Origin of the sequence: Desulfopila aestuarii DSM 18488 (assembly GCF_900143695.1) — a bacterium.
In the GTDB taxonomy this organism is placed as follows: Bacteria; Desulfobacterota; Desulfobulbia; order Desulfobulbales; family Desulfocapsaceae; genus Desulfopila; species Desulfopila aestuarii.
Map to the genome: position 1 here is coordinate 1 of NZ_FRFE01000045.1, position 23,939 is coordinate 23,939.

Here is a 23,939-nt window from a genome sequence, read left to right on the forward strand (position 1 = left end):
ATAACCGGTTTTACGCCAAGAGAAATAGATGCTCAGGGTTTTGCAGGCTGGGCCACGCGTATTCACCCTGAAGACCTTGACACTACCCTGGAAAAATTGAGGGTTGCCCAGAAAGATTGCACACTCTACAAAGCACATTACCGCTATCGACGGGCAGATGGAAACTACTTCTATGCCTACGAGGAGGGTCGTTTCTTCTACGACGAGCTAGGCAATGCAACTCGAATGCTGGGCTCCTTAAAAGATATCACCCGGACAAAACTTGCAGATATCGCCCTCCATGAAAGCGAACTGCGCTACCGTTCACTGTTCGAGGGCGCGGGTGATGCGATCTTAATCATAAAAAATGGTATCTTTATTGATTGTAACAATAAAACGCTGGATATTCTTCAATGCACGAGAGAAGAGATTATCGGTACGTCGCCTGTAGATTTTTCACCACCGCAACAGCCTGACGGTCAACGTTCAGGAGAAAAAGTACAACATTTACTCAATGAAGCGGGGCAAGGAAGAAATCTTCATTTTGAATGGGTGATGTGCCGTCCTGACGGAAGTACATTGTTCTCTGAAGTGAGCTTGCGCTTAATTGAACTGTCTGGCGAATCTTTCACGCAGGCTATTGTCCGTGACATTAGCGAGAGGAAAAAAAGCGAGAAATTTTTACGGGAGAGCGAATTCCGTTTCCGTTCATTTTTCAATACCAACCCTGAGGGTATTTTATTGCTGGATTTTCAGGGTTGTATTCTTGATGCCAATAAAGCTTTTCTGCGAAATAGCGGATACACCCTGCCTGAGTGCCAGATGACGAGTTTTAAAGCACTCGTACCCGAAGAAGACCAAAGTAAGATTATCCAGACCTTGCTTGCTTTCAGGTCAGGCATTGCCCAAAATGAGCCGTTACATGCCTCGTATAGGGCCAAAGATGGGAGAATAATACCAATTTCAATCAGGGGATGGCTCGTCGTGGATGAAGAGAGTACACCGCTCTACCTTGGTGTCTTCATCCATGATCTCACGAAAGAAATAGCCCTGACCGAAGACAAAAACGTTCTTGAAAAACAGGTTATCCGTGCTCAAAAAAGTGAAGCAATTGGCACCCTTGCAAGTGGTATAGCTCATGATTTTAACAACATACTCGGAGGCATAATTGGCTACACGGAGTTGGCATTGTACAGAGACCCAGCCGCTATCGACCCAAAAACCAAGGCCTACCTTGAACGCGTTCTCGAAGGGGGCAATAGAGCCAAGAGCCTCGTGCAACAGATCCTACGTTTCAGCAGAAGTGCAGATACGGTGATGGAGCCAATCAACCTCACACCGCTGGTCAAGGAGACCCTCCTCCTTTTGCAATCGACACTGCCCAAAACAATATCCTTTGAGCAGAGATTTACCGCTAATCCGGATAGAGTACTTGTTAACTCGACCCAGATCCATCAGGTTATCATGAACCTGGCTACCAATGCCTACCACGCCATGCGGGAAACCGGTGGTGTGCTCACCTTGAATATAGACAATTCTACCCTGCACTCGGCAAAGCAATTTATGACCATGATTATTCCTCCTGGTGAATATATCAAAATTACCGTTGGCGATACGGGGTGCGGTATGACGCCTTCGGTCTTGGAAAGAATATTTGAGCCATATTTCACTACCAAGAAGGTTAATGAGGGAACCGGACTTGGCATGGCCGTCGTCTCAGGTATTGTGAAAAGCCATAAAGGCCTGATCGATATACAGACCGCACCGGGCAAAGGAACTGTTTTCGAGATCTATCTTCCGAGCTTCCAAGGAGAAATCGTCACGAAAGAATCTCATGAGTCATATCTTCCCATGGGAAATGGTGAGAAGATTCTGCTTGTAGATGACGAAGCGTATTTCCTGGAGGTTATTTATGAAAATCTGAAAATGCTTGGTTACGATGTGCAATCGTATCCTCGCAGTGTGGAGGCCCTGCGGGCATTCAATGACAATCCGCACGAATATGATCTTTTGATTACTGATCAGACCATGCCGGAAATGACTGGCGTGCAACTTATTCAGGAGGTCCGTAAGGTGGACAGCTCTCTCCCGATTATTCTGTGCACCGGTTTCAGTGAAGTTGTTACTGAACAATCGGCCAGTTACTATGGAATAAACAGTTTTCTCATGAAACCTGTGAGCGTTCATGATCTGGCAAGGGCTGTTGCTGAAATTCTATCTCTTTCGGATTGAAAGAAGAATGTGCCGCTGCCTGGAATGCTACTATAAAACCAAGGTGTTCGCAGATGGCTTATCAATTGAATGACACCACGAAAGTGTGAGAATGACCAAATAGGATACCGCAATGTCAGAGAAAGCATGGGGAGAAAATAATCACAACATTGTCGATTTGCTGTGTACTGCACCATCCATAATGAGCTTCGCCGCCAGGATTGGAAGACTGCAATTACCGGCGGAGCTGGTGGGTAAAGTTCTTCAATGTCATGAACAATAAAAAGTATGCCGAAAAATGTCCGAGCTAAACTGCTCTCTGACCAGATAGCAGGCCCGACGAATTTGAACAAGCCTCTAAGGGGAAGATCTGCTACCAATGAACGCCCTCCCAAGGCTTAATAAGGAGCAGATCATGACAAAGAGAATGAGACGGAACCATTCAGAGAACTTCATGGCGAGAATGGTGCTTGCAGCAATGGCTGGAGATAAGACTTTATAGGATTTGGGAGAGCAATACGAGATAAACCCGCTTCTTGCCTCCTCATCATGTTACCGATCTGCTATATATGGTAGTCCATTTGTTTCCCGTAGAAAATTAGACAAAAGAGAGTAATGTCGTCCGCCTGCTCTGCGGCTCCGACGAAACGGGCAATCTGTTTTTTGACCGAAGAGGTCACTTGCCTAGGAGTGACCCAGTCACTATTTCCAATGGCCTTTTGTAGTCTTTCCTGGCTGTAAAGCCTGCCTTTATCGTTCACCGCTTCAGTTACTCCGTCTGTGTATGCGAATATTGCATCGCCACAAGCCAGCTTCACGACTGACTTTCCGTAACTGACGTCCGGCTCGATGCCAAGTACCGGCCCGTGTTTTTGGTTCATAACAGTGACAATATGGTCGGTCCTGCGCAGAAAAGGCATGTTGTGACCTGCATTGGTGTATGTGAGTTCTCCGCTTTCAATATCAAGGATAGCGAGAATAAGGGAGACAAACATGTTGGCCCGGTTTCGTTCACAGATTTCCCTGTTGGCGTGAGCAATAATTTCAGAAGGATCGTGACTGACATAGCTATGGTTTTTGACCATGGTCTGGGTGACGGCAGCAAGGATTGCTGCTGCAACACCCTTTCCCGCAACGTCACCAATGCAAAAACAGATCAGGCTTGAGTTGAGATAAAAATAATCGTAGAAATCTCCCCCCACCTCCAGGGCAGGTTGAGTATCAGCGTAAAGTGCGAATTCCGTCTGTCCGGGAAGGGTGGTGGGAAGTAAGCTCATCTGGATCTCCCGTCCAAATTCCAGCTCCCGTTCCATTCGCTTTCTTGAGGCATCGAGAGCATCCATTATTTTTCGTTGCTCCGTGATGACCCTGATAACCAAAACTACCGACCGCTGCTGATGGTCGACATGAAAATCTGAACTTCTGATCTCCAATATTTCTCTTTTACCTTGCAGGTCCACTTCAAATTCAGATCTGGCCCTGCAATCGTCTAGGAACCTGTTAAAACTTACTAAGGATAAGTCATCTCCCAACGTCCCGGAATTTACCTGTATGAGTTTCAAAAACTCCTCACCCAGGATGGACAGATGGTCTCGTTCTGTGAGCTTGTCGAATGACTCGTTACACCAGCAAATTCGTCCTTCTTGATTGGTCCAGACAATGGCATCGGCGACTTCGGTCAGGGCCAGTTCCATTTTCCCCATAGTGCCTCTTAACTCATCAATGGTCTGGGACCGCCTGTAGCTCAAATTACTCTGGGGGGGAGGGGACGAAGATGAATCGTAATCCACCGGGGTCAGCACGGCGCCGATCATGACATCGCCTTCGATCTTCTCGACTACAATAAGATGATGCGATTTGCATAAGTTGCCGTTGCCCATGATTACCTGGGCTTCTATCAGGTGATGGGCTATTTTGGATTGGCCTGTTATAAGAAATCTCGAGAATCCCATATTATGGGAATCATGGTAATGGCTAGGGATAATTCTCGTCAGACTGGACCCGATCAGATCTTTATCCCATTTGAATGTCTTGAGGAAACAGTCATTGACATAATTAACGATACCCTTGCGGTTCGAGATGACAATGGGTAAATCTTTTTTTTGTTTTAACCCTCTCAGATCCAGCATCAGATAGCTCTGCAATAATGGTTTTGATGGATAAATTGAACTCTTTGCTTGTATTCTATCATAATCTTACGTTGCATTCTGAAAATTGTACGGTTTAGAGCTTGTTCGTATCTATTCAGCAAGGAAGCGACATGCTTCCCTCATCCCAAGCCTGCAACTATTCAGCAGTGCGTCAGATGTTCATAAGCAAGCCGTTTGGGCTATAGACCCGTATGCCGAACGGCCTGATTATGAGCAGATGGCGTGTTGCTGAATATTAAGCCGGCGGATAAAATGGTTCAATCTTGGTGTGATATCTTTTGTTTCAAACTAAGTGGTTCTAAAATCGGGATATCAGATCTTTTCAAAAACACCACCCAATGTGTGAGTTAATAAAAGCTCTCGAAATTACACCTTTTAAGAAAGGCAACCTTAGGTACTGATTTGGGGTTAATGATTCGCGTTGTTTGAAAATGGTGACAGGTAACTGATAAGAATAATCTTTTCAGGTGACCGTCTGCATATCCGACCCTAAAGCCAACTTGAACCATAGTGTCTTGCTTTCCAAGGCGGTTCATATTCGAATTCTTCTACATGATGGCATCTTGTGTTGTCAGCGATCTCCCCAACACATTTTCGGCGGGTTTTATCTCTATAGAAATGACAGAAAAGTAACGCTCGGCAAAATCTTCATACATTTTTGTCCTATAGTTGTCTCTGTATGGTTCCCATTATTGTAATTGAAATTATTCAATTTTGCGTATCTGTTTGATTAGTCAGAATTATTCATTCGCGCATCAGATTGGTCCGACAGTTGCTAGCAACTGGGATCAGACTTGATCGAAGTGGCTGTCGTGTATTGACAAGATGCCGGTTCCATCATGGCGAAGACTGGGTCTAGTATTCTCTCGCCTGAATGTCATTACGGAGTTTTCTTGATTGCAGGCTCTTACAATATCATCATGAGTTGAAAATACAGTTATGCCAAATACCGACAGCAACGCTCTTTACAGCAGAGAAACAGCCTATAAATATCTTTTTGAAAAAACCCCCAATGCAGTCGTTTTTCGCGATGCCGGTGGGATGATTCTATCGGTAAATGAAGCTTTCGAGCAAATATTTGGATTCAGCAGGAATGATGTGGTGGGTCGTCGTCTTGACAGCCTGTTGCGTCCGGGCGGAGGTGAGCATGATGAACCGACGGAATGGGTGTCGTCTATTAAGATAGATAATATTCGTACCAAGCGTTCACGATCAGACGGCAGACTGATCGATGTAGCGGTCTCGGTTTTTCCGATAGTGGAAGATCAGGCAATCCTTGGAACATTCGTCATTTATCATAATGACAAAGACCTGGAGGTTACAACCACCAGATTGTTTTTGGCAGAAAAGAAATATCTCAGCATATTCAATAATGCGGTTGAAGGTATTTTTCTTACCACCCCGCTTGGGACCTATCTCGATGTCAATCCTGCCCTGGCAGCAATCTACGGATTTTCGTCCCCGGACGAGCTTATTCACCACTTCAGGGATATCAAGCAGCAACTCTATGTGGACCCGGGGAGACGCGATGAGTTTATCAGCACACTCAGACAGAACAAGAAGGTGACCGGTTTTGAATCGCAGGTGCGTACTAAAAGCGGAGAGGTTATCTGGATAACGGAAAACGCCCGGGCGGTTTTCGCAGATACCGGGGAGATCAGCTACTACGAGGGGACGGTAATGGATATAACCGCCCGCAAGCAGGCCGAATTGAATCTGGAGATTCAGACAGCCTATTTCTCCCAGCTCTTTGCCAATTCGCCACAGGCAATTGTCATCATTGATATGCATAGGAATGTAGTCAGTTGCAACGCTGCTTTCGAGGGATTATTCGGGTTCCATGCTGATGATATTATTGGCTTTGGCATGCGAACTTTTATAGTCCCTGATGAATTATTGGTGGAATGCGAAAAAGTTCGTGCCAGTATCCTTGCCGGGAAAACCGTACAATGTGAAACCAGTCGCCGTCACAGGGACGGGAGATTGATTCCTGTCTCCATGATCGGCTTCCCGATCCGGGTTGGCGATAAAATCAACGGCATTATATATGTGTATCAGGATATCTCAGAACGGAAAGCCTTCGAGGAGCAGATTACCCATCAAGCGTTTCACGATGCTCTGACCGGTTTGCCGAATCGGATGCTTCTTGCAGAGCGACTGGAGCGAGCCTTGGAAAGAAGCCGACGACGACCTGCATTTCACTATGCTCTCCTGCTGCTTGATCTGAATAAATTCAAGACAGTGAATGACAGTCTTGGCCATCCTGCAGGAGATCAGTTGCTGATCCAGGTAGGCAGAAGGCTGTCCTCATGCACCAGGGCGATGGATACCGTGGCACGTCTCGGAGGAGATGAATTTGCCATAATTCTAGAGGAATTTTCCTCAGAGGAGGAATTGCTCGTCACAGTCAGACGTATGCATTCTTTTCTGTGTAATCCTTTTACCATCGACAAGTCAGAAATCTCAACAGGTGCGAGCATAGGTATCGTCCCCAGTATTGCTGATTATTCTTCAGCTGAAGATATATTGCGCGATGCCGATATCGCCATGTATCGAGCCAAGCAACAGGGAAAAGGGATAATGCTCTTTGATGCCCACATGCACCAGGAACTTGTTGAGTCCCTCAGTCTGGAAATGGATCTGCGTGAAGTGCTTGAAAGAGACGGGCTGCTTTTGTTCTACCAGCCAATCGTTTCCGTCGCTGAAGAACGTCTGGAAGGATTTGAGGCCCTGGTCCGGTGGAATCACCCGTTGCGCGGCATGATTCCTCCAGACAGATTTATTCCTCTGGCCGAGGAAACAGGCCTGATTATTGATCTCGGCAAGTGGGTAATATCCGAAGCCTGCCGCAGCCTTAAGCTCTGGCAGGAAATATATCCCAAGGCAGCTCAGTTGACGATGAATGTCAACGTTTCCATACGCCAGTTTGCTACACCAGGTCTAGTCGAGCATATATCAGAAGTTTTACAACTCAATAAACTGGCTCCTGCCTGCCTCAAGATAGAGGTTACTGAATCGGTCATCATGCAGGATAAGGCTCATGTTGTCGGGGAACTTAACCGTCTACGGGCACTCGGGGTACAGATAGCCATCGATGATTTCGGAACCGGCTATTCCTCACTGTCATATTTGCAGAATATGCCGATCGATCATCTGAAAATAGATCGATCCTTCATTAGCGGATTTCAGGAGTCTCAGGAAAATGACCAAATAGTCCGGTCCATCATCAGTCTGGCAAGGAGCCTGGGGCTGTCTGTAATCGCCGAAGGTGTTGAAACCCGAGGCCAGCTTGAGAAGTTACGTGCTTTGCAGTGTGACAAGGCTCAAGGGTTCATGTTTTCCAGGCCTGTAGATGAGAAAAAAGCGAGAGAAATTATCGGCACATCTCAACTCTCTATTTGAAGATCAACGTATTGAGACAAATGCAGATATTCAGCTTCTTCAAGCAGTCAAACAGGAAAATACTACAGGAGGGGATGCCCCAGGAAGATGCAGATGCCCCGTGCGAAAAGTCTCGCCCGAGCGTTCTCCATGCAGTATGAAGCGGTTGCCTTTCTGGCAACCTAACCACTTCAGTTCCATAAAAAAAAGATATTCTTTGGTAATCCCTTCCTTACACTTACTCCATTTTGGCGCAATTATCAATTGTTGGCCGAGCCCAACATGTCAGTAAGGTTAACATAGACTGTTTATGCTACTTTTTATCAAATACCTTGCGGGGGGCAGGTGCTGTAATAGGTAGGTTTACTTATCTAAAAACATGCGCATAAGCGGGGCGCTGGTGATGCTCGTAACAAGAGCCATGACGATGATGGCGACAAAGACGGTGTGGCTTATGAGCCCCGCCTCATAAGCCAGGGAGCCGAGTATCATTTCCATGGCTCCCCGGGCATTGAGACCAAAACCGATCGCCAGCGATTTGCTAGCAGTCATCCCGCCGATTCTTGCGCCGACACCAGCACCGATCACCTTGCCGGCAAAGGCCAGCAGGAGGATCAATAGGACAATAGCCGGGTCAAAATGCTCAATGAAGTTCACTTTCAGGCCGATGGACACGAAAAAGAGTGGAGCAAAAAAGCTGGTAACAAATTGGTGGATGATTTCACGAGCTTGTTCGCGAAAATAGACGGAGTCACCAATGGCTAGACCAGCGATGAAGGCGCCGAGGATCGCATGAATCCTGATGTATTCCGTGAATGAGGCGCAAAGCAGACAGAGGCTGAGGCTGAAAGCCAAAACACCGCCTGGCCAGCTCAGCTTTGTCTGAATCCAAGGGAGAGTGCGGTTGATGAGAAAGCGGCCAGCAATCAGCATGAAGAGAGCAAATCCGCCAATCGAAAGCATGGTCTGCTGGATGCTGCCGCCGTCGTGTCCTTTGTTAACCATTGACAGGATAAAGGAAAAGATGATCCATCCCACCACGTCATTGAAGACCGCGGAGGCAATAATTACGGTCCCTATCTCTGTTTTGAGGAGCTTCATATCGAGGAGAATTCTGGCGATGACAGGTAGGGCCGAAATCGACATGGCGGTGCCGAGAAAAAGAGAGAAAAGCAGGTGTGTTCCGTTGTCCGGTTCGGCTGAAAACCACTGTGGAAAGAACCAGGCCATGGCAAAACCAGAGGCGAAGGGCAGGACCATGCTGCCGAGACCTGTGGTCATGGCTGTTTTGCCGTGACGTAAAAAGAGCGAGAAACGCAGCTCGAGCCCGGCAACAAAGAGCAGCAGAATGACTGAGAGTGAGAAGACCCCGTCGAGCGCCAAGGCAAAATGGCTGTTGGTCGCAAAGGGGAATATGGTTGCGTATATCCCTGGGAAAAGAGTTCCGAATACTGTCGGGCCAAGTAGGACGCCGACAATCAGTTCGCCCATGACCATCGGTAAGCCTATGCGCCTGCCGAATTCAGAAGAGATGCGCGAAGATATCAGCATGACACTGAGAGCCAGCAGAAAGATAACCAGATCGGGTTGACTGAGTTTAGCCATAGCAGTAAAGGATGACCCGGAAATCAGATAGAGGTGTGGCGTGAGTGGACTATCATCATGTTACAGGGCAAATTTTCGAGAATATATTCCATGTCATGATTGAAAATCCTGTCCATCAATCCGTATCTGCTATCTGGCGAATTGATGACCAGCAGATCGGCGTGGCACTCTTCGGCATACCTGCGAATGGCATAGCCCGGGCGGCCGAAAAGCACGGCTGGCTTCACCTGAATTTTCTGGTCCGGACAGGATGACATCTTCTGGCGCAGTGCTTCTTCAGCCTCATGGCGCAGCTGCTCCCTGAATGAACTCTTTTCGCTTGTGGTAACATCATCGGACATGGCCATAGCAAGTCCGGATTCATCCACCTCTTTCACTATATGGATGCACTTACTCCCAGTCATATTAGAGAAGTACAGGACGGTGTTCAGGGTAGGTATGGTTTTGGGATGTTCTACACAGTTGACAACGATCTCATTGAAGGTACTGCCAGTAGTTGCCGGCTCGGTGAGCAGCAGCAGCGAACATTTGGCCTTTCGGCTCAATCCCCTGGCTACCGATCCAAGGTAATAACGAAATACGTTTTCTCGCTGCAAAGCTCCGAGAACAAGCAGATCCACCATGTTTGTCTTGCAGACGGCAAGCAGTGAGGAGATGATGGAACCCTCCTGCCAGACGGGTTGTACCTCAGGCGCGATGCCAGCCAGACGGCATTTCTCTGACAGCGTGGCCTCCTTCTCGGCTGTCCGCCTGCCGACATGAATAAGCAGCAACCGGGCGCTGAAGAGGACAGACAACCGTTGTGCCTCACACAGTAATGCCTCGAGACGCGGTGAGAAGGCGACGGCAACACCAATGGTCTCTAAAGGATAGGGAGGACGTCCTTTCAAGCGCTGCTCGAAAGTAGAGTTTCCGGTGGATGCTGCGTGTTCTGGGCATCTCATGGGCGTCTTCCAGTATTGTTGAGCTTAATGGACAGTAGCACGCGGGTGGTGCTGTTGGAAACGGTAGCATTGTAAACTACTAAAATTTAGACTTTGCCGCGACCTTGTCTTTTCTCGGCTAACCCTCTCAAACTGAGTAGCGAGAATCACAGGATACTACATCACAATGTTCAAGGTTTGTGTGTAAATTCCGGATATAGTCTTTGAGCGCATTCTGGGCATATGCCATGAGAAAATAAAGCTTCTGAGTGTTCACTGACATATTTTTCTATTTGTTCATATTCCCCTTTTTCATTTCGTATTTTCTTACATGAGGCACAAATAGGCAGAAAACCTTCTAAGCTTTTAACTTTCTTCTTTAATTTTTGCGTTTGCCATGCAGTTCTCTGAATCAGATAAGCATATAACAGTAAGGAAAACATGATTATGGATATATTCGTAAATGTAACAACGAATGGTTGAATTTCACTCCAGTGATAAAGGAACGCAAGTCGTATAAGTGGCAGAAAAACAGACAGCGCGTATGCCATGTTTTTTCGTAATTTCCATGCCGAGAGAGCGATAGGAAGTCCATAAAGAATCGGAAAGTCAATTTGTCTGCCAGTGATGTAGTCAATAAAGACAACAATAAAAGCGGAGACGATACCGGTAATATCAGGCCGTTTATCGTAGGTTTCAGCAGCGAATATGTAAAGGCTCTTCATTTGAAGGCTCCAACATGTAACCTTTTATGGGAATGTCTGCCGATTCGTCGCAGGCAAATAGTATGGTAACGCCAGCCTAAACCGCATTGTCACCATCTTTATTCCTTTCTGTATCTTTTGCGATCTCATCATAGATCTGATGAAGTTGCACAGGCTGGAGCTTTGCACGCAAACGGAGATTGAGCATTTCAACTGCGAATGAAAAGGCCATAGCGAAATATAAATATCCCTTTGGCATTTCATGACCTGTACCTTCTGCAACCAAGGCTATCCCAACGAGAACAAGAAATGCAAGAGCAAGCACCTTGATTGTTGGATGTTGTTCGACAAATTTCCCTATAGGAGCAGCCGCCAACATCATTACACCGATAGCAATAACAATAGCCGCCACCATGACCGGCACATGATCAGCCAAACCCACAGCGGTAATTACCGAATCTAGAGAGAAAACGATATCAATCACTGCAATTTGAGCGATAATTACGGGTAGCAGAGAGGCAAAATGTTGAGGTGCTTCTCTTGTATCCCCACCCTCAAGACTGCCATGTATCTCAACGACTGCTTTATAAATGAGAAAAAGACCTCCGCCCAACAAGACCAGATCACGTGCTGATACCTGATTATCAAGAATTGCAAAAAGTGGTGTTTCCAGCCGGGCAAGCCAGGCAATTGACAAAAGGAGCAAAACGCGGGTAACCATGGCTGCCAGTAAACCAAACTGTCGAGCTAGGCCTCTTTTATTTTCCGGAAGCTTGCCCACCAGGAGTGTAATAAAGACGATATTATCAATACCCAGAACTATCTCCAATACCGTCAGCGTTACAAGGGAACTCCAGACATTTATATCCAGCACCCATTCCATAAATACCCCTATATCATATTACTTAATTGGCTTTTAGAAACCGGCATTTCTTGAAAACCGCAATGGAACGTATCATTCTTCCTTTGCGCCTGGAACAATCACTTTACCCTGCAGCGACGAAAAAAAATGTATACAATCAACAACAAACAACTGCCGAAGGACGCCCAAATTACGGCTTGCTTTGAATACATCACGATTAACTCTTGATTGCGACCAATAGTATATCCTATCCAGGTTAGAACAGAGCACCAGATCAATGAACCCAACAGGGTATACAATGAAAAGCGAAGATGCTTCATTCCTGAAAGACCAGCAGGTATTGATATCAAATGCCTGACAACTGGCAACAGCCTGCCGATAAATGTGGAAATTTCTCCATGGCGGAGAAAGAACCGTTCAATCCGATGCAGCTTATCTGGAGAGATGAAAAAATATTTCCCATATTTGAATAGCACCGGCCGCCCCAGGTAACGGGCAACGTAATAGTTGGCATATGCACCTGCAAGACTCCCGGTTGTACCGGATAAAATTGTGATCCACGGATTCATGATCCCCTGCTGGGCAAGGTATCCTGCTGGCGGCATAACCAATTCGCTTGGAATAGGTATTAAGGAACTTTCCATAGCCATAAGAATGAAAATGCCCAGATACCCAAACGAACCTATGCCGTCGACCAGCATCAACATCAGATCTTTTATCATTGCTTAGTATACTATCACTTGAATACGGTTTAGAGAGGAAGGATACAATAAATGATAATGGCGAGAAGCATACATATAGGGATCGTAAACACCCACGCCATGACGATGTTACCGATAATCCCCCATTTCACTGCATGTACCCCTTTCGTGCTGCCGACACCCATAATCGAGGTGGAGATGATATGAGTGGTGCTGACAGGAATACCGAAATGAGAAGCCCCCAGAATGACAACTGCCGCTGTAGTTTCGGCGGCGAATCCGTGTACTGGTTTCAGCTTGATCATTTTACTGCCCATTGTGCGGATGATCCGCCAGCCGCCGGCCATGGTTCCAAAGCCCATGGTCAGAGCGCATAAAAGGATCACCCATAAAGGTACCTCGAAAGAGGGTAAGACATTGAAACTGACCAGTGCCAGCGTGATGATCCCCATGGTTTTCTGAGCGTCATTGGTGCCGTGACTCAAGGCCATAATACCTGATGAAACAAGCTGCAGTTTTTTAAAATGGCGGTTAACTGTACTTGGATTGGCTTTTGAGAACAGCCAGAGAATTGCAACCATGAAGCAAAACCCTAGGCCAAATCCGAGGAACGGAGAGGTTATCATCGGGATCAATACCTTCTGACAAACGCCCTCAATTTGAACTACCTCCAGGCCGGATTTTGATATTCCTGCGCCAATTAAGCCGCCAATAAGGGCATGGGACGAACTGGATGGGATGCCGTAATACCAGGTGATGAGATTCCAGGTGATCGCTGCCATCAAGGCGCAAATAATCACCCCCTGAGTTACGCTGGCGGTTTCAACAATGCCTTTACCTATGGTGCTGGCTACATGGGTACCGAAAAACGCTCCAACCATGTTCAGTACACCTGCATAAAGTATCGCCGCTCTTGCTGTCAGCACCTTTGTGGAAACTACAGTGGCGATCGCGTTGGCAGAATCATGGAAACCGTTTATATATTCGAAAACAAGTGCGGTGAAAATTACAAAGACCAGTGTAATGACCATGAAACATCTTCCTTATTAAGCTGGCTGTAGCTCTATCATAAAATCTTGATTCAGGTTGCAACCGAAAGTGCATCACCTGCTGTCAATTGTGTTTCAGGACAACACTCATGATAAGGTCGGAGATTATTGAGCATCGATCGACGGCATTTTCGATTCCTTTGTAAATATCTCGTAATTTCAGCACATAAATCGCATCATATTTTCCCGAAAACAATTCTTCGGTGGCACTGGCGAGAATCTCATCGCCTCTGTTTTCAATCTCCTTGATCCTGCGACTGATCTGGGTGACCTCTTCAAGTGAGGAAGCTTTTCTAAAAGAAGTTATTATGTTGAGTAACTCTTCCGTTGATCTGATCAGGATCTCTGCTTGATTTTTCACAATGTCGTTATAGAAATCGATATTGTAACTACGCAGATTGCCGCAGGCTTTAAGGATTGATTTGGTACATTTGTAAAGAGAGGTAGATATGAGCTGGATATCTTCCCTATCAATGGGCGTAATGAATGACGAATTAAGCAGGGTCAGGCTTCCCTCAAGAGCATCTACCGCTCGTTTTTTGTAGGATTTTGTGTGTATCAGGCAGGTGTCACGTTCTTTAGGATCTGAATGAACGATCTGGTAAAACAACTGGGCAGACAGTTCACAAACCTCTGCAGCTTCTTCAAAAAAAGTATAGAATCGGTTTTCCGTGGGCGGAAGTATTTTAGCAAGAAATTGAGAGATCATCGTATTGCTCCTTGAGGTAGAAGAAGCCAGGAAATTGGGTTGTGTTTGGGAAAAATGGGCAGGGTAGCCACGTAGGGAGAATTTTTCACAGAGAAAGGAATCGTGCTCCGAGGGCTTAAATAGCTCCGCTCGCGAAGAGACAATCAGGACCGCCAAACTCTTCATCCTACCATGACTACTCCCTTGCTTAGGATGCTATTGCCAGATTTTAGTAAACAAATACTACAGAGAAGTCTGGCTCCTTTCTTTCAATACCAGCATTCGATTTTCAAAGGCGCCGGTAATGGTGTCCAGAAGTTGATTAAGGTCAATTGGTTTCATGAGGTAATCGAAGGCCCCCAGCTGCATGCAGGCGATAACCATGTCAAAAGAACCATTTCCGGTCACCAGGATTACTTCGATTGTCGAATCAATGGCTTTGATCTGACGAAAGACATCAAGACCACTCATATCCGGTAATTGCAGTTCAAGGACCAGGACATCAGGCTGAAATGTCCTGACATACTCCAGAGCCTGGGCGCCGGAGTAGACACTGTCGGCTTCTATCTTTCGCCGCTTCAGGTGGTTCGCCAGGACAGAGGCAAACCCCTTCTCATTATCCACGACCAGTGCCTTCATTTTCCTCTTCTTAATCAATCGCACCCTCTTATGATTTAGACCTTGCAGATTTATGGCATGCTGCCCAGGAAACAAAAGCGAGAGCGGACAGCATGTTAATCTTCTGCTAAGTACGGCAGGGACCACTTTTGTGTGGGTCCCTGCCGTCGGGTAATCTTGAGAAACCCACTACTTCAAAAAGACCTCCATCCCCATCATCGGCCAAATGACCGCCACTGCGAGGTAGACAACCACCATAAGCATAATGCTGGCGATAAGGCCATAACGGAAAAATTCACCGGTTGTGAACTGCTTGGAATTGTAGGCGATAGCGTTCGGAGCTGCGCCGATGAGCAGAATGAACGGCATACCCGCGGTCATCAAAGCTGAGAAGAAGATGACCTCACCGGCCACCCCGAGGTATGGCGCGATGACCAACGCCACCGGCAAGGAGATGGCGATTGCCGCCACGTTCATGATGAAGTTGGTCATGAGCATAACGAAGAAGGCCATGCCGAGGATAAAAATAATGCTGGGAGAACTGGCAAAGAGCTGCAGCCAGTTGACCGCCAGCCATTCCGCTGCTTTAGTCTGCCAGAGGCAGAATCCGATGGACATGGCGCCACCAAAGAGCAGGATGATGTTCCAAGGAATGTCTTCGAGGTCTTCCAGCTTCAGAATCTGGAAAATAAAAAACAACAGGGTGGATGAGAGGAGGATGGCGGTCTTATCGACCTTGGCCAGGGCCGGTACGAAGTTTTTCAGGGCGATGATAAGGATGACGGCCAAGGTGATAACCAAGGTGAGAATCTCTTTTCTGCTCCAGCCGCCAAGCTCGGCGTACATTCGCTCGGCCCGCTGCTTGAGTCCGGTGATGACCGCTTTTTCCGGTTTGCAGATGACAAGCATGAGACCCCAGACCAGGAAGACCATCAGCCAGCCGATGGGCGCCATGTAATAGGATAGTTCGAAGAAGCTGACTTCCTTGCCGGTCATCTCCTTGAAGAAGCCGATTGCTACCGCTCCCCGGGCTGCGCCGAGCAGGGTGATGATACTGCCGGCACCTGCCACGTAGGCCATACCGATAAAGAGCCCCTTGCCGAATTTGGTCGGCTGGTCACTGTCGGAGTAGAAGGCATTGATGGCCATCAGCAGCGGGAACATGGTGGCAGCCACGGCGGTATGAGCCATGAGATGGGTAAGTGCCGCTGTCATGACAAAACAGCCGAGATAAATGCGGCTCGTTTTTTCGCCGACTATAGCAAGCATCTTATAGGCCATCCGCTTGGTCAGACCGCTCTTGGTGAAGACCAGGCCGATGACGATGGAGCCGAAGATAAAAAGGACTGAAGGGTCCATGAAATCTTTGAAAGCGACATCGGGTTTCCTGATAAGGAACAGGGCCTGAGCCACACCTATGGCAATACCGGTGACACCTATAGGCAGCACCTCGAAGATCCACCAGGTGGCTGCCAGGGCAAAGACCGCCAGTGCACCTTTGCCTTCCTTGGTTAAAACGAAATGCTTGCCGGCTGGATCGATGGCATCGGGCCAGGCAGGTGCATAATAGATGATAAAAAAGAGAACCACACCGAGCATCAGAAAAAAGATACGCTTCCAGTCAAACGGGGCCTTCACCTCCGCAAGTTCGACATATGTTGATGACATGTTTTCCATTCCCTCTATTTGCTGTTCATCGAAATGAGTTTATCCCCGAGGGCCCCGAAGACCTCTGAGAGCTTGATCACGCCAACCAGTTTGCCATTTTCCTCAACCGGCAAAACAGTCTCCCTGCAGATGACCATGACCGACATGGCATGAACGAGATCGGTAGCGGCAGGCAGGATCCGGATTCCCTTCTCGATGACCTTGGTCAGGGGGGAGTTCAGATGATTGATGCCCTCCCTGATCATCACCCCATTCAACAAGGTTGTCAGGTCGCTGTATTCTGCGGTCTTGCCTTCAAAACTTTTGATATCGGCGGTATCAAGCAGTGTGGAAAAAAGGACCTTCAGTATCCCCTGCTGGGTAACCCGACCGATCAACCCCCCTTTGTCATCCACCACCATCAGTTCATTGAATCCACAAGGACCGCTGCTGCCGACCGGGCAGAACGATCGCAACTGCTGGATCGCCTCCTGCACCGTGCCGCTTTCCTTCAGACAGGGAAAGGCAGACAGGGGGAGCATGATGTCACGTACAGTCTGATTTTCATTACTCACAGGTTTTCTCCTTCTCGTAATTGGCTACGTTGGCTTCTATTGTTAATACCTTCAGCCATCAATACGAAAACAGCCGAAAGTATCGTTTTTCTACCAGCCTTTGGTCTTCAGAATTTTCTCGATCTCCTGGATGCTCTTGGACTCCAGAACCAGCATCCGCTTATCCTTAGCTTCGCTGATCTTGTCCATCAGTTCGGAGATATCGACAGGTTTTTGCAGAAAATCCTCCGCTCCAAGTTTCATCGCCTCGATACTGGTCCTGATTGAACCCTGGCCCGTGAGTATGATGATCTCGGCATCGGGTTGCTTGGTCTTGATTCGCTTCAGGGTCTCGAGCCCGTCGATACCTGGCATCGACAGATCGAGGACGATGAGGTCATACCCCTCCCTGTCGACATCGGCCACTGCATCCTCACCGTTGGTGGCGGTACTGACTTTTAGCCCTCGAGCCTCCAGGCGTTCCGCAAGTGTCTCCAGGAAATCGACTTCGTCGTCCACGAGCAGCACCTTGGCCTTCAATTCTTCTGTCATATTTGGTGTCCTCAAATTTTGAATTATCTTTTAAAGTCCCCCGCAAGCCGCGTCTGGTTTTCGGGCCAGACAACATGAGAGGGACTCCTCTTTCTTGTTGTATCAATCACCCGTGCATCATTTTGTACTGCACAATATACACAGCGATACCAGAGAAATAGCCAAGTGCAGCTAGTCCGCCGATACGTCTCGCGTACCAGAAGAAGTGTATTTTCTCGAGACCCATGGCGGCCACACCTGCGGCCGAACCTATGATCAGGATCGAGCCACCAGTTCCGGCACAGTAAGCCATGAATTCCCAGAGGAAGCTGTTGGTCGGATACATGACCATGTCGTACATGCCCATCGAAGCGGCAACCAACGGCACGTTATCGACAATCGCACTGAGGATACCGATCAGGGTAACGATGACATCCTGACGACCAACCACTTTATCAAGATAGCCGGCGAGCGCTGTGAGGATGTGGGTATGCTCCAGAGTGGAAACTGCCAGCAGGATGCCGACGAAGAATACTATGCTTGCCAGGTCAATGCGGGAAAGGGCTGCAACCAGACGCAAATGCCGCCTTTTATCTTCATGGGTATTGCGATGGACGATATTACCAACCAGCCAGATGATACCCAATGCGAAGAGGATGCCCATGAACGGCGGCAGATGGGTGATGGTCTTGAAAATCGGCACACTGATCAGGCCGCCGACACCCATGCAGAACATCAGGTTCTGCTCAAAACTGGTGGTCTCAACGCCATTACCGCAGCTTGAAACTTGCGGCGCGTTTACTTTCTTGCCGCGCAGTACGAAGGTGAGGAAAATGAGTGGAACGATCAGACAGGTAAGGGATGCGAGAAAAACACCCTCCATAATTGCCACCGTGGTAATCTGCCCCCCAATCCACAGCATGGTAGTTGTCACATCGCCTATCGGTGACCAGGCGCCACCAGCATTGGCGGCGATAACGATGATGCCGGCAAAAAACAGTCGATCTTCATGACGATCCAGCAGTTTCTTCATCAGCGAGACCATGACGATGGTGGTGGTCAGGTTGTCGAGAATGGAGCTCAGAAAAAAAGTGACGAAGCCGACCAGCCACAGCAACGATGTGATTTTCGTGGTTTTGATGCGAGAGGTGATAACCTGGAAACCGTTATGGGCGTCGACCACCTCGACAATGGTCATCGCGCCCATCAAAAAGAAAATAATCTGGGCTGTCGCAGCCACCGATTCATTGAGGTTTTCGGTGACCTGATGGGTATCTCCACTCATCAGGGCGTAAATAGTCCATAGCAGGCCTGCACCGATCAGGGCGGAAGCAGACTTGTTGACCTTGAACGGATGCTCAAGGGCAATGGAGGCGTAGGCGAGAACAAAAATTACTACTAGGGTAGTTAACATGATTTCTCCTTTTTTGTTTTTGCAGTTACCTATTTATCGAAAATCCTTTAGCAAAACAGAACTCACTCTTTTTTCTCAGATCTGTAACTCTCCCTCAAGGTTCAAGCGGTCTTCCACCGTTCACCCTCTGCTCAGCAACAGGTACAGTGAAGGTAAAGACGCTGCCTTTTCCCTGATCAGACTCAACCCAGATCGTCCCGCCATGGGCCCGAACAATCTCTTTGCAGATGGCCAGCCCAAGACCTGTCCTGCCGATTTCCTGGGTATTAACCCGGACAAATTTCTGAAAAATTCTGGTCTGGTATTCAGGGGGAATACCCGTTCCATCATCCTGTACTGAGATATGGATATGATGACTGACCCTTTCTGCTGAGAGCCTGATATGGCCGCCTTCTTCGACATAACGCAGGGCATTGGCAACAAGATTGGAGAGTACCCAGACAATTTTATTGGTATCGGCCTGGACGAGAGGTAGATTTTCGACATTATCCACGGTCAGGTTAATCTGTTTCATGCTGACCTGTCCCTTGAAGATATCCCGGGTATGCTCAAACAGTGTGGCGACCGGGACATATTCAAATTCCAGATCTATTCGTCCTGTCTCGATTTTGGAGAGATCCAGAAGATCATGAACCATAATCTTCAAGCGATGGACTTCATCATGGGCTGCCTGGAGAAGCTCCTTTTCTTTTTCAGGCAAAAACCGTAAAGCATGCTCCAGGAGCAGATCAATACTCATGCTGATACTGGTGAGCGGGGTTCGTAATTCATGCGATGCCGCCATGACGAACTCGCTCTTCAATCGTTCCAATTCCCTCAACTGAGTAATATCCTTGAGAAGTAGCACAACACCGGTAAGATTATGGTCTCTCCTGCCTATAGCGGTGGCAGAGAAAAGGAAATGGCGGGTTTCATTTCCGCATGGCAAAGCAATAATCCGCCGGTCATCCGAGATCTCAGGTTGACTCCCTTCCTGTATGGTTTGGGTTACTATTTCACAGACATTACATACAGGTAGTAGTTGCTCACAGTACATGGACTCAGGGTCCGCTGGTCCCACATTGAGGATTCGCCGGCCGGCCGGATTAATACCTGTCACCTTTCGATTCGTGTCGAATACGACCAGACCGTCTTCAATACTGGCCAGAATCGCATCCGCCTTGTTTTTCTCCGCCACAATCCGGTCGACGTTCATCAGATGATAACGACGGAGCTGAGCAGTCATCTGGTTGAATTCACCGGCGAGTTCTCCCAATTCATCCCTTGTTTCCACAGAAAGCTGAACAGAAAATTCCCCAGCTGAAATCTTTTTGGCTGCCTCAACAAAACGCCGCAGAGGCAGGACGAGTCTTTCGGCAAAAAACAGACTGAAAAAGAAGGCGATAATTGAAGCGAGCGAGGCAACAATTACGGTAGACCATATAGCCCACTTGGCAATTTCCCTCTCTTTTTCACTGACGGAATACATGGTCTCTTCATTCATTGTCCGTAGTTCCAGGCAGGTGACCTTTACTTTGCTGTATACCGGTAGGATGGATTCCTTATAGGTCTTCAGGGTGAGGGGAAGCACATCTCGATTGATCCTGATCCCATGAGATAACTCTGAGAATATGTTTCTATATTCGCTATAATTGACCTCAATATCATGAACTACTTGTGTCTCCCCATGAACGGCGATGCTATCCTTCGAGCGACCAAGCCATTCAAGGAAAAGCGTCTCGTTTTCACGGTACTGGGCAATGCCTCTGTCAACGTCCCCCATGAGCATGAGCAAGATACCGCTGTCTTGCCGGCCAAGGGCATCAACCATATTCTCAACGGCCAAGATACTTTGATAATAGTCGCGGAGAATCTCATCCGTTGTCTTGGCGAGTGACCAAAGATGAAAGATCGCTAACGTCACCACGAGACCCATCAGGGATAAGGCCACGCCATAACCGATCATTATTTTCTTTTTCAGGTTCATATAAAAGACCTCTGGTCAGCCATATTTTGAAGTAGTTGGTTATGTTGCTAACGCAAAGGTCATGCCAGATTGTATGGCATTGATAATGTATGATATATTTAGATGGCGCTGAATGTTGAATTGAAATTTGAAAGGGAAAAAAATAGGCATCTTGCATATTGCAAGATGGAGTGTGAGGGGGAATGACTCAGATTCCGTATGTTTTTCTTCGTCGCCAGAGGGTGGCTTGGTCGATGCCGAGAATGGCGGCGGCCTCCTGAATCGAAGAAGTTTTCTGCAGAATCCTTTTGATATGAAATTCTTCGAGAGTGGAAAGGGTGACGGGATCGCCAACCCCTGGGGAACTCATTGAGGGGACAATGCTCTCCGGCAGATCGCTGCCGGTTATAAAATCACCATTTCCGAGAATCACTGCTCGTTCAATGGCATTTCGCAGTTCGCGGACATTACCGGGCCAGGAATAGGTCCTGAGTGCCTGTTCAGCTGAAGCGTCAAAACCAATGATGGTTTTATTGTTGGTACGACAGAAATACCTGCAGAAATCATCGGCGATGGTCATGATATCTTCCCGCCTTTCCCGCAGGGGAAGGACATGGACACTTATGACATTGATTCGATAAAACAAATCCTCCCGAAACAGCCCTTCGGCAACGCGCTTTTCCAGGTTGACATTCGTTGCTGTTAAAATGCGCACATTTGCCTTGCGCGACATTGTTTCCCCAAGTCGTTCATACTCCTTATCCTGGATGAAACGAAGTAGTTTGGCCTGAATAGGCAGAGCCATATCACCGATTTCATCGAGAAAGAGAGTCCCTCCCTCACAGGCAGCAATGCGGCCCGGGTTCTCTCTCACTGCCCCGGTGAAGGCACCTTTGGCATGGCCGAATAGTTCACTCTCAAGAAGCTCACTCGGGACTGCCGGACAGGAAACAATCATAATCGGTTTTTTGGCCCGAGGACTGCAGTTATGGATGGTCCTGGCAAAAACCGATTTTCCGGTGCCGCTTTCGCCACGAAGCAATATTATCGCTTCGGAGGCTGCTGCTTTGTGGAGCGTTTCAATTATCCGCTGCATCTTTGGATTGTTGCTCTGCAGAAGAGACTCAGGGGCGAATCGCCTTCGGTCTTCCTTTAAAACTGTTATTTCATTTTCCAGGTCACGGATATGCCCCAGGGTCCTGGTCAGCAGGCGGACCTGTGCACTGGTAAAAGGCTTTTCGATATAATCCGCTGCACCACGCCGCATCGCCTCCACAGCAGTCTCGATAGTCGCATTCGCCGTAATGGCAACCACCTTCAACCATGGAGACTCTGCAAGAAGAGGAGGGATGAGATCCATACCGTTTTCGTTCTCAAGCCTGAGATCGATGAAGGCTATGTCAAATGGCCTCCTTTTCGCCTCTTTGAGTGCTTCTAGTGAGTTGGCTACTGAAACGACGGAGTGTCCTTCTGTTTCCAAACAGTATGAAAGTGTCTTACGAATGTTGGTTTCATCGTCAACAATGAGAATATTGAGTATACCCTGTGGCACAGTCATCACTTTTCAATACTTAATCATCAGAATTCATATTCTTAATCAGGCTTTGTCAAAGCCATCGGTCTCTTAAGGGGGGGGCTGCGCCCATGATGCAGGCCTGCAGTTGTTATCGACTGTATCACGTTTTTCTATTCTGCTCTACACCTTCTCTCAGGATAAGAGCGTTTTGGAAGGCTGCCGATAAAGGATTGAGAAAGATTGGAAAAAGAGAACAACAAAGTGTAGCCATCTGCATTATCTTCGAGTGGGGGCTACACCATTTCCTCTTCGCTATAAAGACCACTGAAGATGGCCCTTTCAGTTGTATTCCAGGCGTAAATTTCTGTAGCATTTACATTTCTAATGTCCCTTGTTTGCAATAACATAGGGTCAGGAGGAATCTACCTGTATTTTTTTCCGCTGGAAATGGCTGACTTGACGATGTTACAAGTGTCACATATATTTATGTTCACTATGAACTCATGGATAATATTCTCATATACAGTTCCAGCGAGTGACGCTAGAGCCCGAATGCGGATTTGGCGGCGAGTAGCCGCGATCGGTGCTGTGCAACTCAAGACTGGTTTGCAAATTCTGCCATACAGAGACGATCTTCAGGAACAAGTCAGCTGGCTGATTCGTGAAGTAAACAACCTGGGAGGAGAAGCCGTTGCTGTTCAGTGTGAAAAAGTGGAGGCCGTAACCAACCAGCAGATTGAACAATTATTTCAAGCGCAGGTTGATCCTGAATTTACGAGCATTCAGGAAGAGGCGAGATCCTTAATCGATCTTATGGAAAATCGGATAAATGAAACCAGCAACAAGGAGCTTCTTGCCGCCCTGCAGAAGCTTCGTAAACGATGCGAAACCGTGCGGGAAAGAGATTTTTTCCCCTCAGGAGCTGCAGGCAAAACATTAAGTGTGCTCGATTCCATTTCTGAGCAGTTACGTAATCCTGCAAAGAAAACCATCCCGGCAATGCAACTTGATCCTGCTGATTTTTCCGGGCGAATCTGGGTTACCCGTGCCCGGCCATATATAGACCGGTTGGGTTCCGCCTGGCTGATCAAAAAATTTATTGATCTCGATGCTCAGTTTCTCTTTCTGCAGACTGGGGAAATGCCTGATCTCGATCGCGGCCAGTTGCCGTTTGATATGGCAGTCGGTGATTTCACCCACCAGGGCGAGTTGATCACCTTCGAGGTTCTTATCCGTGATTTTAACCTGAAAGACCCTGCCCTGGACCGGATAAGTGAGCTGGTTCGGTGTATTGACATCCAGGAAGAGACACTGCCCGATGACGCGGCGCTCTTGAAGACTATTATCGATGGCCTGGTGGCAACCAGACACGATGATCACCAACTGCTGAAGCAGGCAAACCTGCTTTTCGACTCCCTCTATGCAGGATTCATGAAAACCCTTCAGGGTTAGTATTTAAGG

General features: G+C 47.7%; 19 protein-coding genes. 4 read left to right on the forward strand and 15 right to left on the reverse strand.

Annotation, left to right across the window (positions count from 1 at the left end; all coding sequences use genetic code 11):
• Window positions 1-2,211: hybrid sensor histidine kinase/response regulator (locus tag BUF15_RS24090; RefSeq protein ID WP_143170865.1), on the forward strand; the 2,211-nt coding region annotated here is incomplete at its 5' end.
• A 112-nt stretch (window positions 2,212-2,323) separates the two neighbouring features.
• Entirely contained in the window at window positions 2,324-2,473 is a 150-nt protein-coding gene (locus tag BUF15_RS27245) for a hypothetical protein (protein ID WP_159441374.1), read from the forward strand.
• A 280-nt stretch (window positions 2,474-2,753) separates the two neighbouring features.
• Here BUF15_RS27245 and BUF15_RS24095 read toward each other — a convergent pair whose 3' ends face one another.
• Window positions 2,754-4,319, reverse strand: coding sequence for a SpoIIE family protein phosphatase (locus BUF15_RS24095; RefSeq protein ID WP_073616617.1), 1,566 nt, complete (start codon window positions 4,317-4,319; stop codon window positions 2,754-2,756).
• 960 nt (window positions 4,320-5,279) lie between these two features.
• On the opposite strand from BUF15_RS24095, the gene BUF15_RS24100 reads away from it, so the two are divergent.
• Window positions 5,280-7,742: a sensor domain-containing protein gene (locus BUF15_RS24100; RefSeq protein WP_073616619.1), complete on the forward strand. Its 2,463-nt coding sequence runs from the start codon at window positions 5,280-5,282 to the stop codon at window positions 7,740-7,742.
• A 342-nt stretch (window positions 7,743-8,084) separates the two neighbouring features.
• Here BUF15_RS24100 and BUF15_RS24105 read toward each other — a convergent pair whose 3' ends face one another.
• From BUF15_RS24105 to BUF15_RS24170, 14 genes are all read right to left on the reverse strand, one after another.
• Entirely contained in the window at window positions 8,085-9,326 is a 1,242-nt protein-coding gene (locus BUF15_RS24105) for a cation:proton antiporter (RefSeq protein WP_073616620.1), read from the reverse strand.
• Between the two features lie 23 nt (window positions 9,327-9,349).
• Window positions 9,350-10,270 (reverse strand): universal stress protein, encoded by a 921-nt coding sequence (locus BUF15_RS24110; RefSeq protein WP_084554536.1) that lies wholly within the window; start codon window positions 10,268-10,270, stop codon window positions 9,350-9,352.
• A gap of 170 nt (window positions 10,271-10,440) precedes the next feature.
• Window positions 10,441-10,974, reverse strand: coding sequence for a hypothetical protein (locus tag BUF15_RS24115; protein WP_073616621.1), 534 nt, complete (start codon window positions 10,972-10,974; stop codon window positions 10,441-10,443).
• Between the two features lie 76 nt (window positions 10,975-11,050).
• Entirely contained in the window at window positions 11,051-11,836 is a 786-nt protein-coding gene (locus BUF15_RS24120; RefSeq protein WP_073616622.1) for a TerC family protein, read from the reverse strand.
• Window positions 11,837-11,934: 98 nt separating this feature from the next.
• On the reverse strand, window positions 11,935-12,537 hold the full coding sequence (locus BUF15_RS24125; protein ID WP_073616623.1) for a DedA family protein: 603 nt from the start codon (window positions 12,535-12,537) through the stop codon (window positions 11,935-11,937).
• A 29-nt stretch (window positions 12,538-12,566) separates the two neighbouring features.
• The gene (locus tag BUF15_RS24130) at window positions 12,567-13,547 is read right to left on the reverse strand and encodes an inorganic phosphate transporter (RefSeq protein ID WP_073616624.1); all 981 of its coding nucleotides are present in this window, start codon (window positions 13,545-13,547) and stop codon (window positions 12,567-12,569) included.
• Window positions 13,548-13,629: 82 nt separating this feature from the next.
• Complete coding sequence (locus tag BUF15_RS24135) at window positions 13,630-14,274, reverse strand: DUF47 domain-containing protein (RefSeq protein WP_073616625.1); 645 nt, start codon at window positions 14,272-14,274, stop codon at window positions 13,630-13,632.
• A gap of 222 nt (window positions 14,275-14,496) precedes the next feature.
• Window positions 14,497-14,892: a response regulator gene (locus BUF15_RS24140; protein ID WP_073616626.1), complete on the reverse strand. Its 396-nt coding sequence runs from the start codon at window positions 14,890-14,892 to the stop codon at window positions 14,497-14,499.
• Between the two features lie 168 nt (window positions 14,893-15,060).
• Window positions 15,061-16,539 carry an SLC13 family permease gene (locus BUF15_RS24145; RefSeq protein ID WP_073616649.1) on the reverse strand — a complete coding sequence of 493 codons (1,479 nt, stop codon included), beginning with the start codon at window positions 16,537-16,539 and terminating at the stop codon, window positions 15,061-15,063.
• A 14-nt stretch (window positions 16,540-16,553) separates the two neighbouring features.
• The gene (locus tag BUF15_RS24150; protein ID WP_073616627.1) at window positions 16,554-17,093 is read right to left on the reverse strand and encodes a CBS domain-containing protein; all 540 of its coding nucleotides are present in this window, start codon (window positions 17,091-17,093) and stop codon (window positions 16,554-16,556) included.
• Window positions 17,094-17,183: 90 nt separating this feature from the next.
• Window positions 17,184-17,624: a response regulator gene (locus tag BUF15_RS24155; RefSeq protein WP_073616628.1), complete on the reverse strand. Its 441-nt coding sequence runs from the start codon at window positions 17,622-17,624 to the stop codon at window positions 17,184-17,186.
• 106 nt (window positions 17,625-17,730) lie between these two features.
• Entirely contained in the window at window positions 17,731-19,017 is a 1,287-nt protein-coding gene (nhaD, locus tag BUF15_RS24160) for a sodium:proton antiporter NhaD (protein WP_073616629.1), read from the reverse strand.
• A gap of 94 nt (window positions 19,018-19,111) precedes the next feature.
• Complete coding sequence (locus tag BUF15_RS24165) at window positions 19,112-20,983, reverse strand: sensor histidine kinase (RefSeq protein ID WP_073616630.1); 1,872 nt, start codon at window positions 20,981-20,983, stop codon at window positions 19,112-19,114.
• A gap of 187 nt (window positions 20,984-21,170) precedes the next feature.
• Entirely contained in the window at window positions 21,171-22,520 is a 1,350-nt protein-coding gene (locus tag BUF15_RS24170; protein WP_073616631.1) for a sigma-54-dependent transcriptional regulator, read from the reverse strand.
• Between the two features lie 510 nt (window positions 22,521-23,030).
• On the opposite strand from BUF15_RS24170, the gene BUF15_RS24175 reads away from it, so the two are divergent.
• Entirely contained in the window at window positions 23,031-23,930 is a 900-nt protein-coding gene (locus tag BUF15_RS24175; protein WP_073616632.1) for a chromate resistance protein ChrB domain-containing protein, read from the forward strand.
• Window positions 23,931-23,939: the final 9 nt, after the last annotated feature.

Excerpts from the sequence above, each read along its gene's own strand:
- BUF15_RS27245 (WP_159441374.1), top strand. The coding sequence starts at position 2,324 with ATGTCAGAGAAAGCATGGGGAGAAAATAATCACAACATTGTCGATTTG.
- BUF15_RS24095 (WP_073616617.1), bottom strand. The coding sequence starts at position 4,319 with ATGCTGGATCTGAGAGGGTTAAAACAAAAAAAAGATTTACCCATTGTC.
- BUF15_RS24100 (WP_073616619.1), top strand. The coding sequence starts at position 5,280 with ATGCCAAATACCGACAGCAACGCTCTTTACAGCAGAGAAACAGCCTAT.
- BUF15_RS24105 (WP_073616620.1), bottom strand. The coding sequence starts at position 9,326 with ATGGCTAAACTCAGTCAACCCGATCTGGTTATCTTTCTGCTGGCTCTC.
- BUF15_RS24110 (WP_084554536.1), bottom strand. The coding sequence starts at position 10,270 with ATGAGATGCCCAGAACACGCAGCATCCACCGGAAACTCTACTTTCGAG.
- BUF15_RS24115 (WP_073616621.1), bottom strand. The coding sequence starts at position 10,974 with ATGAAGAGCCTTTACATATTCGCTGCTGAAACCTACGATAAACGGCCT.
- BUF15_RS24120 (WP_073616622.1), bottom strand. The coding sequence starts at position 11,836 with ATGGAATGGGTGCTGGATATAAATGTCTGGAGTTCCCTTGTAACGCTG.
- BUF15_RS24125 (WP_073616623.1), bottom strand. The coding sequence starts at position 12,537 with ATGATAAAAGATCTGATGTTGATGCTGGTCGACGGCATAGGTTCGTTT.
- BUF15_RS24130 (WP_073616624.1), bottom strand. The coding sequence starts at position 13,547 with ATGGTCATTACACTGGTCTTTGTAATTTTCACCGCACTTGTTTTCGAA.
- BUF15_RS24135 (WP_073616625.1), bottom strand. The coding sequence starts at position 14,274 with ATGATCTCTCAATTTCTTGCTAAAATACTTCCGCCCACGGAAAACCGA.
- BUF15_RS24140 (WP_073616626.1), bottom strand. The coding sequence starts at position 14,892 with ATGAAGGCACTGGTCGTGGATAATGAGAAGGGGTTTGCCTCTGTCCTG.
- BUF15_RS24145 (WP_073616649.1), bottom strand. The coding sequence starts at position 16,539 with ATGTCATCAACATATGTCGAACTTGCGGAGGTGAAGGCCCCGTTTGAC.
- BUF15_RS24155 (WP_073616628.1), bottom strand. The coding sequence starts at position 17,624 with ATGACAGAAGAATTGAAGGCCAAGGTGCTGCTCGTGGACGACGAAGTC.
- nhaD (WP_073616629.1), bottom strand. The coding sequence starts at position 19,017 with ATGTTAACTACCCTAGTAGTAATTTTTGTTCTCGCCTACGCCTCCATT.
- BUF15_RS24165 (WP_073616630.1), bottom strand. The coding sequence starts at position 20,983 with ATGAACCTGAAAAAGAAAATAATGATCGGTTATGGCGTGGCCTTATCC.
- BUF15_RS24170 (WP_073616631.1), bottom strand. The coding sequence starts at position 22,520 with ATGACTGTGCCACAGGGTATACTCAATATTCTCATTGTTGACGATGAA.
- BUF15_RS24175 (WP_073616632.1), top strand. The coding sequence starts at position 23,031 with ATGCGGATTTGGCGGCGAGTAGCCGCGATCGGTGCTGTGCAACTCAAG.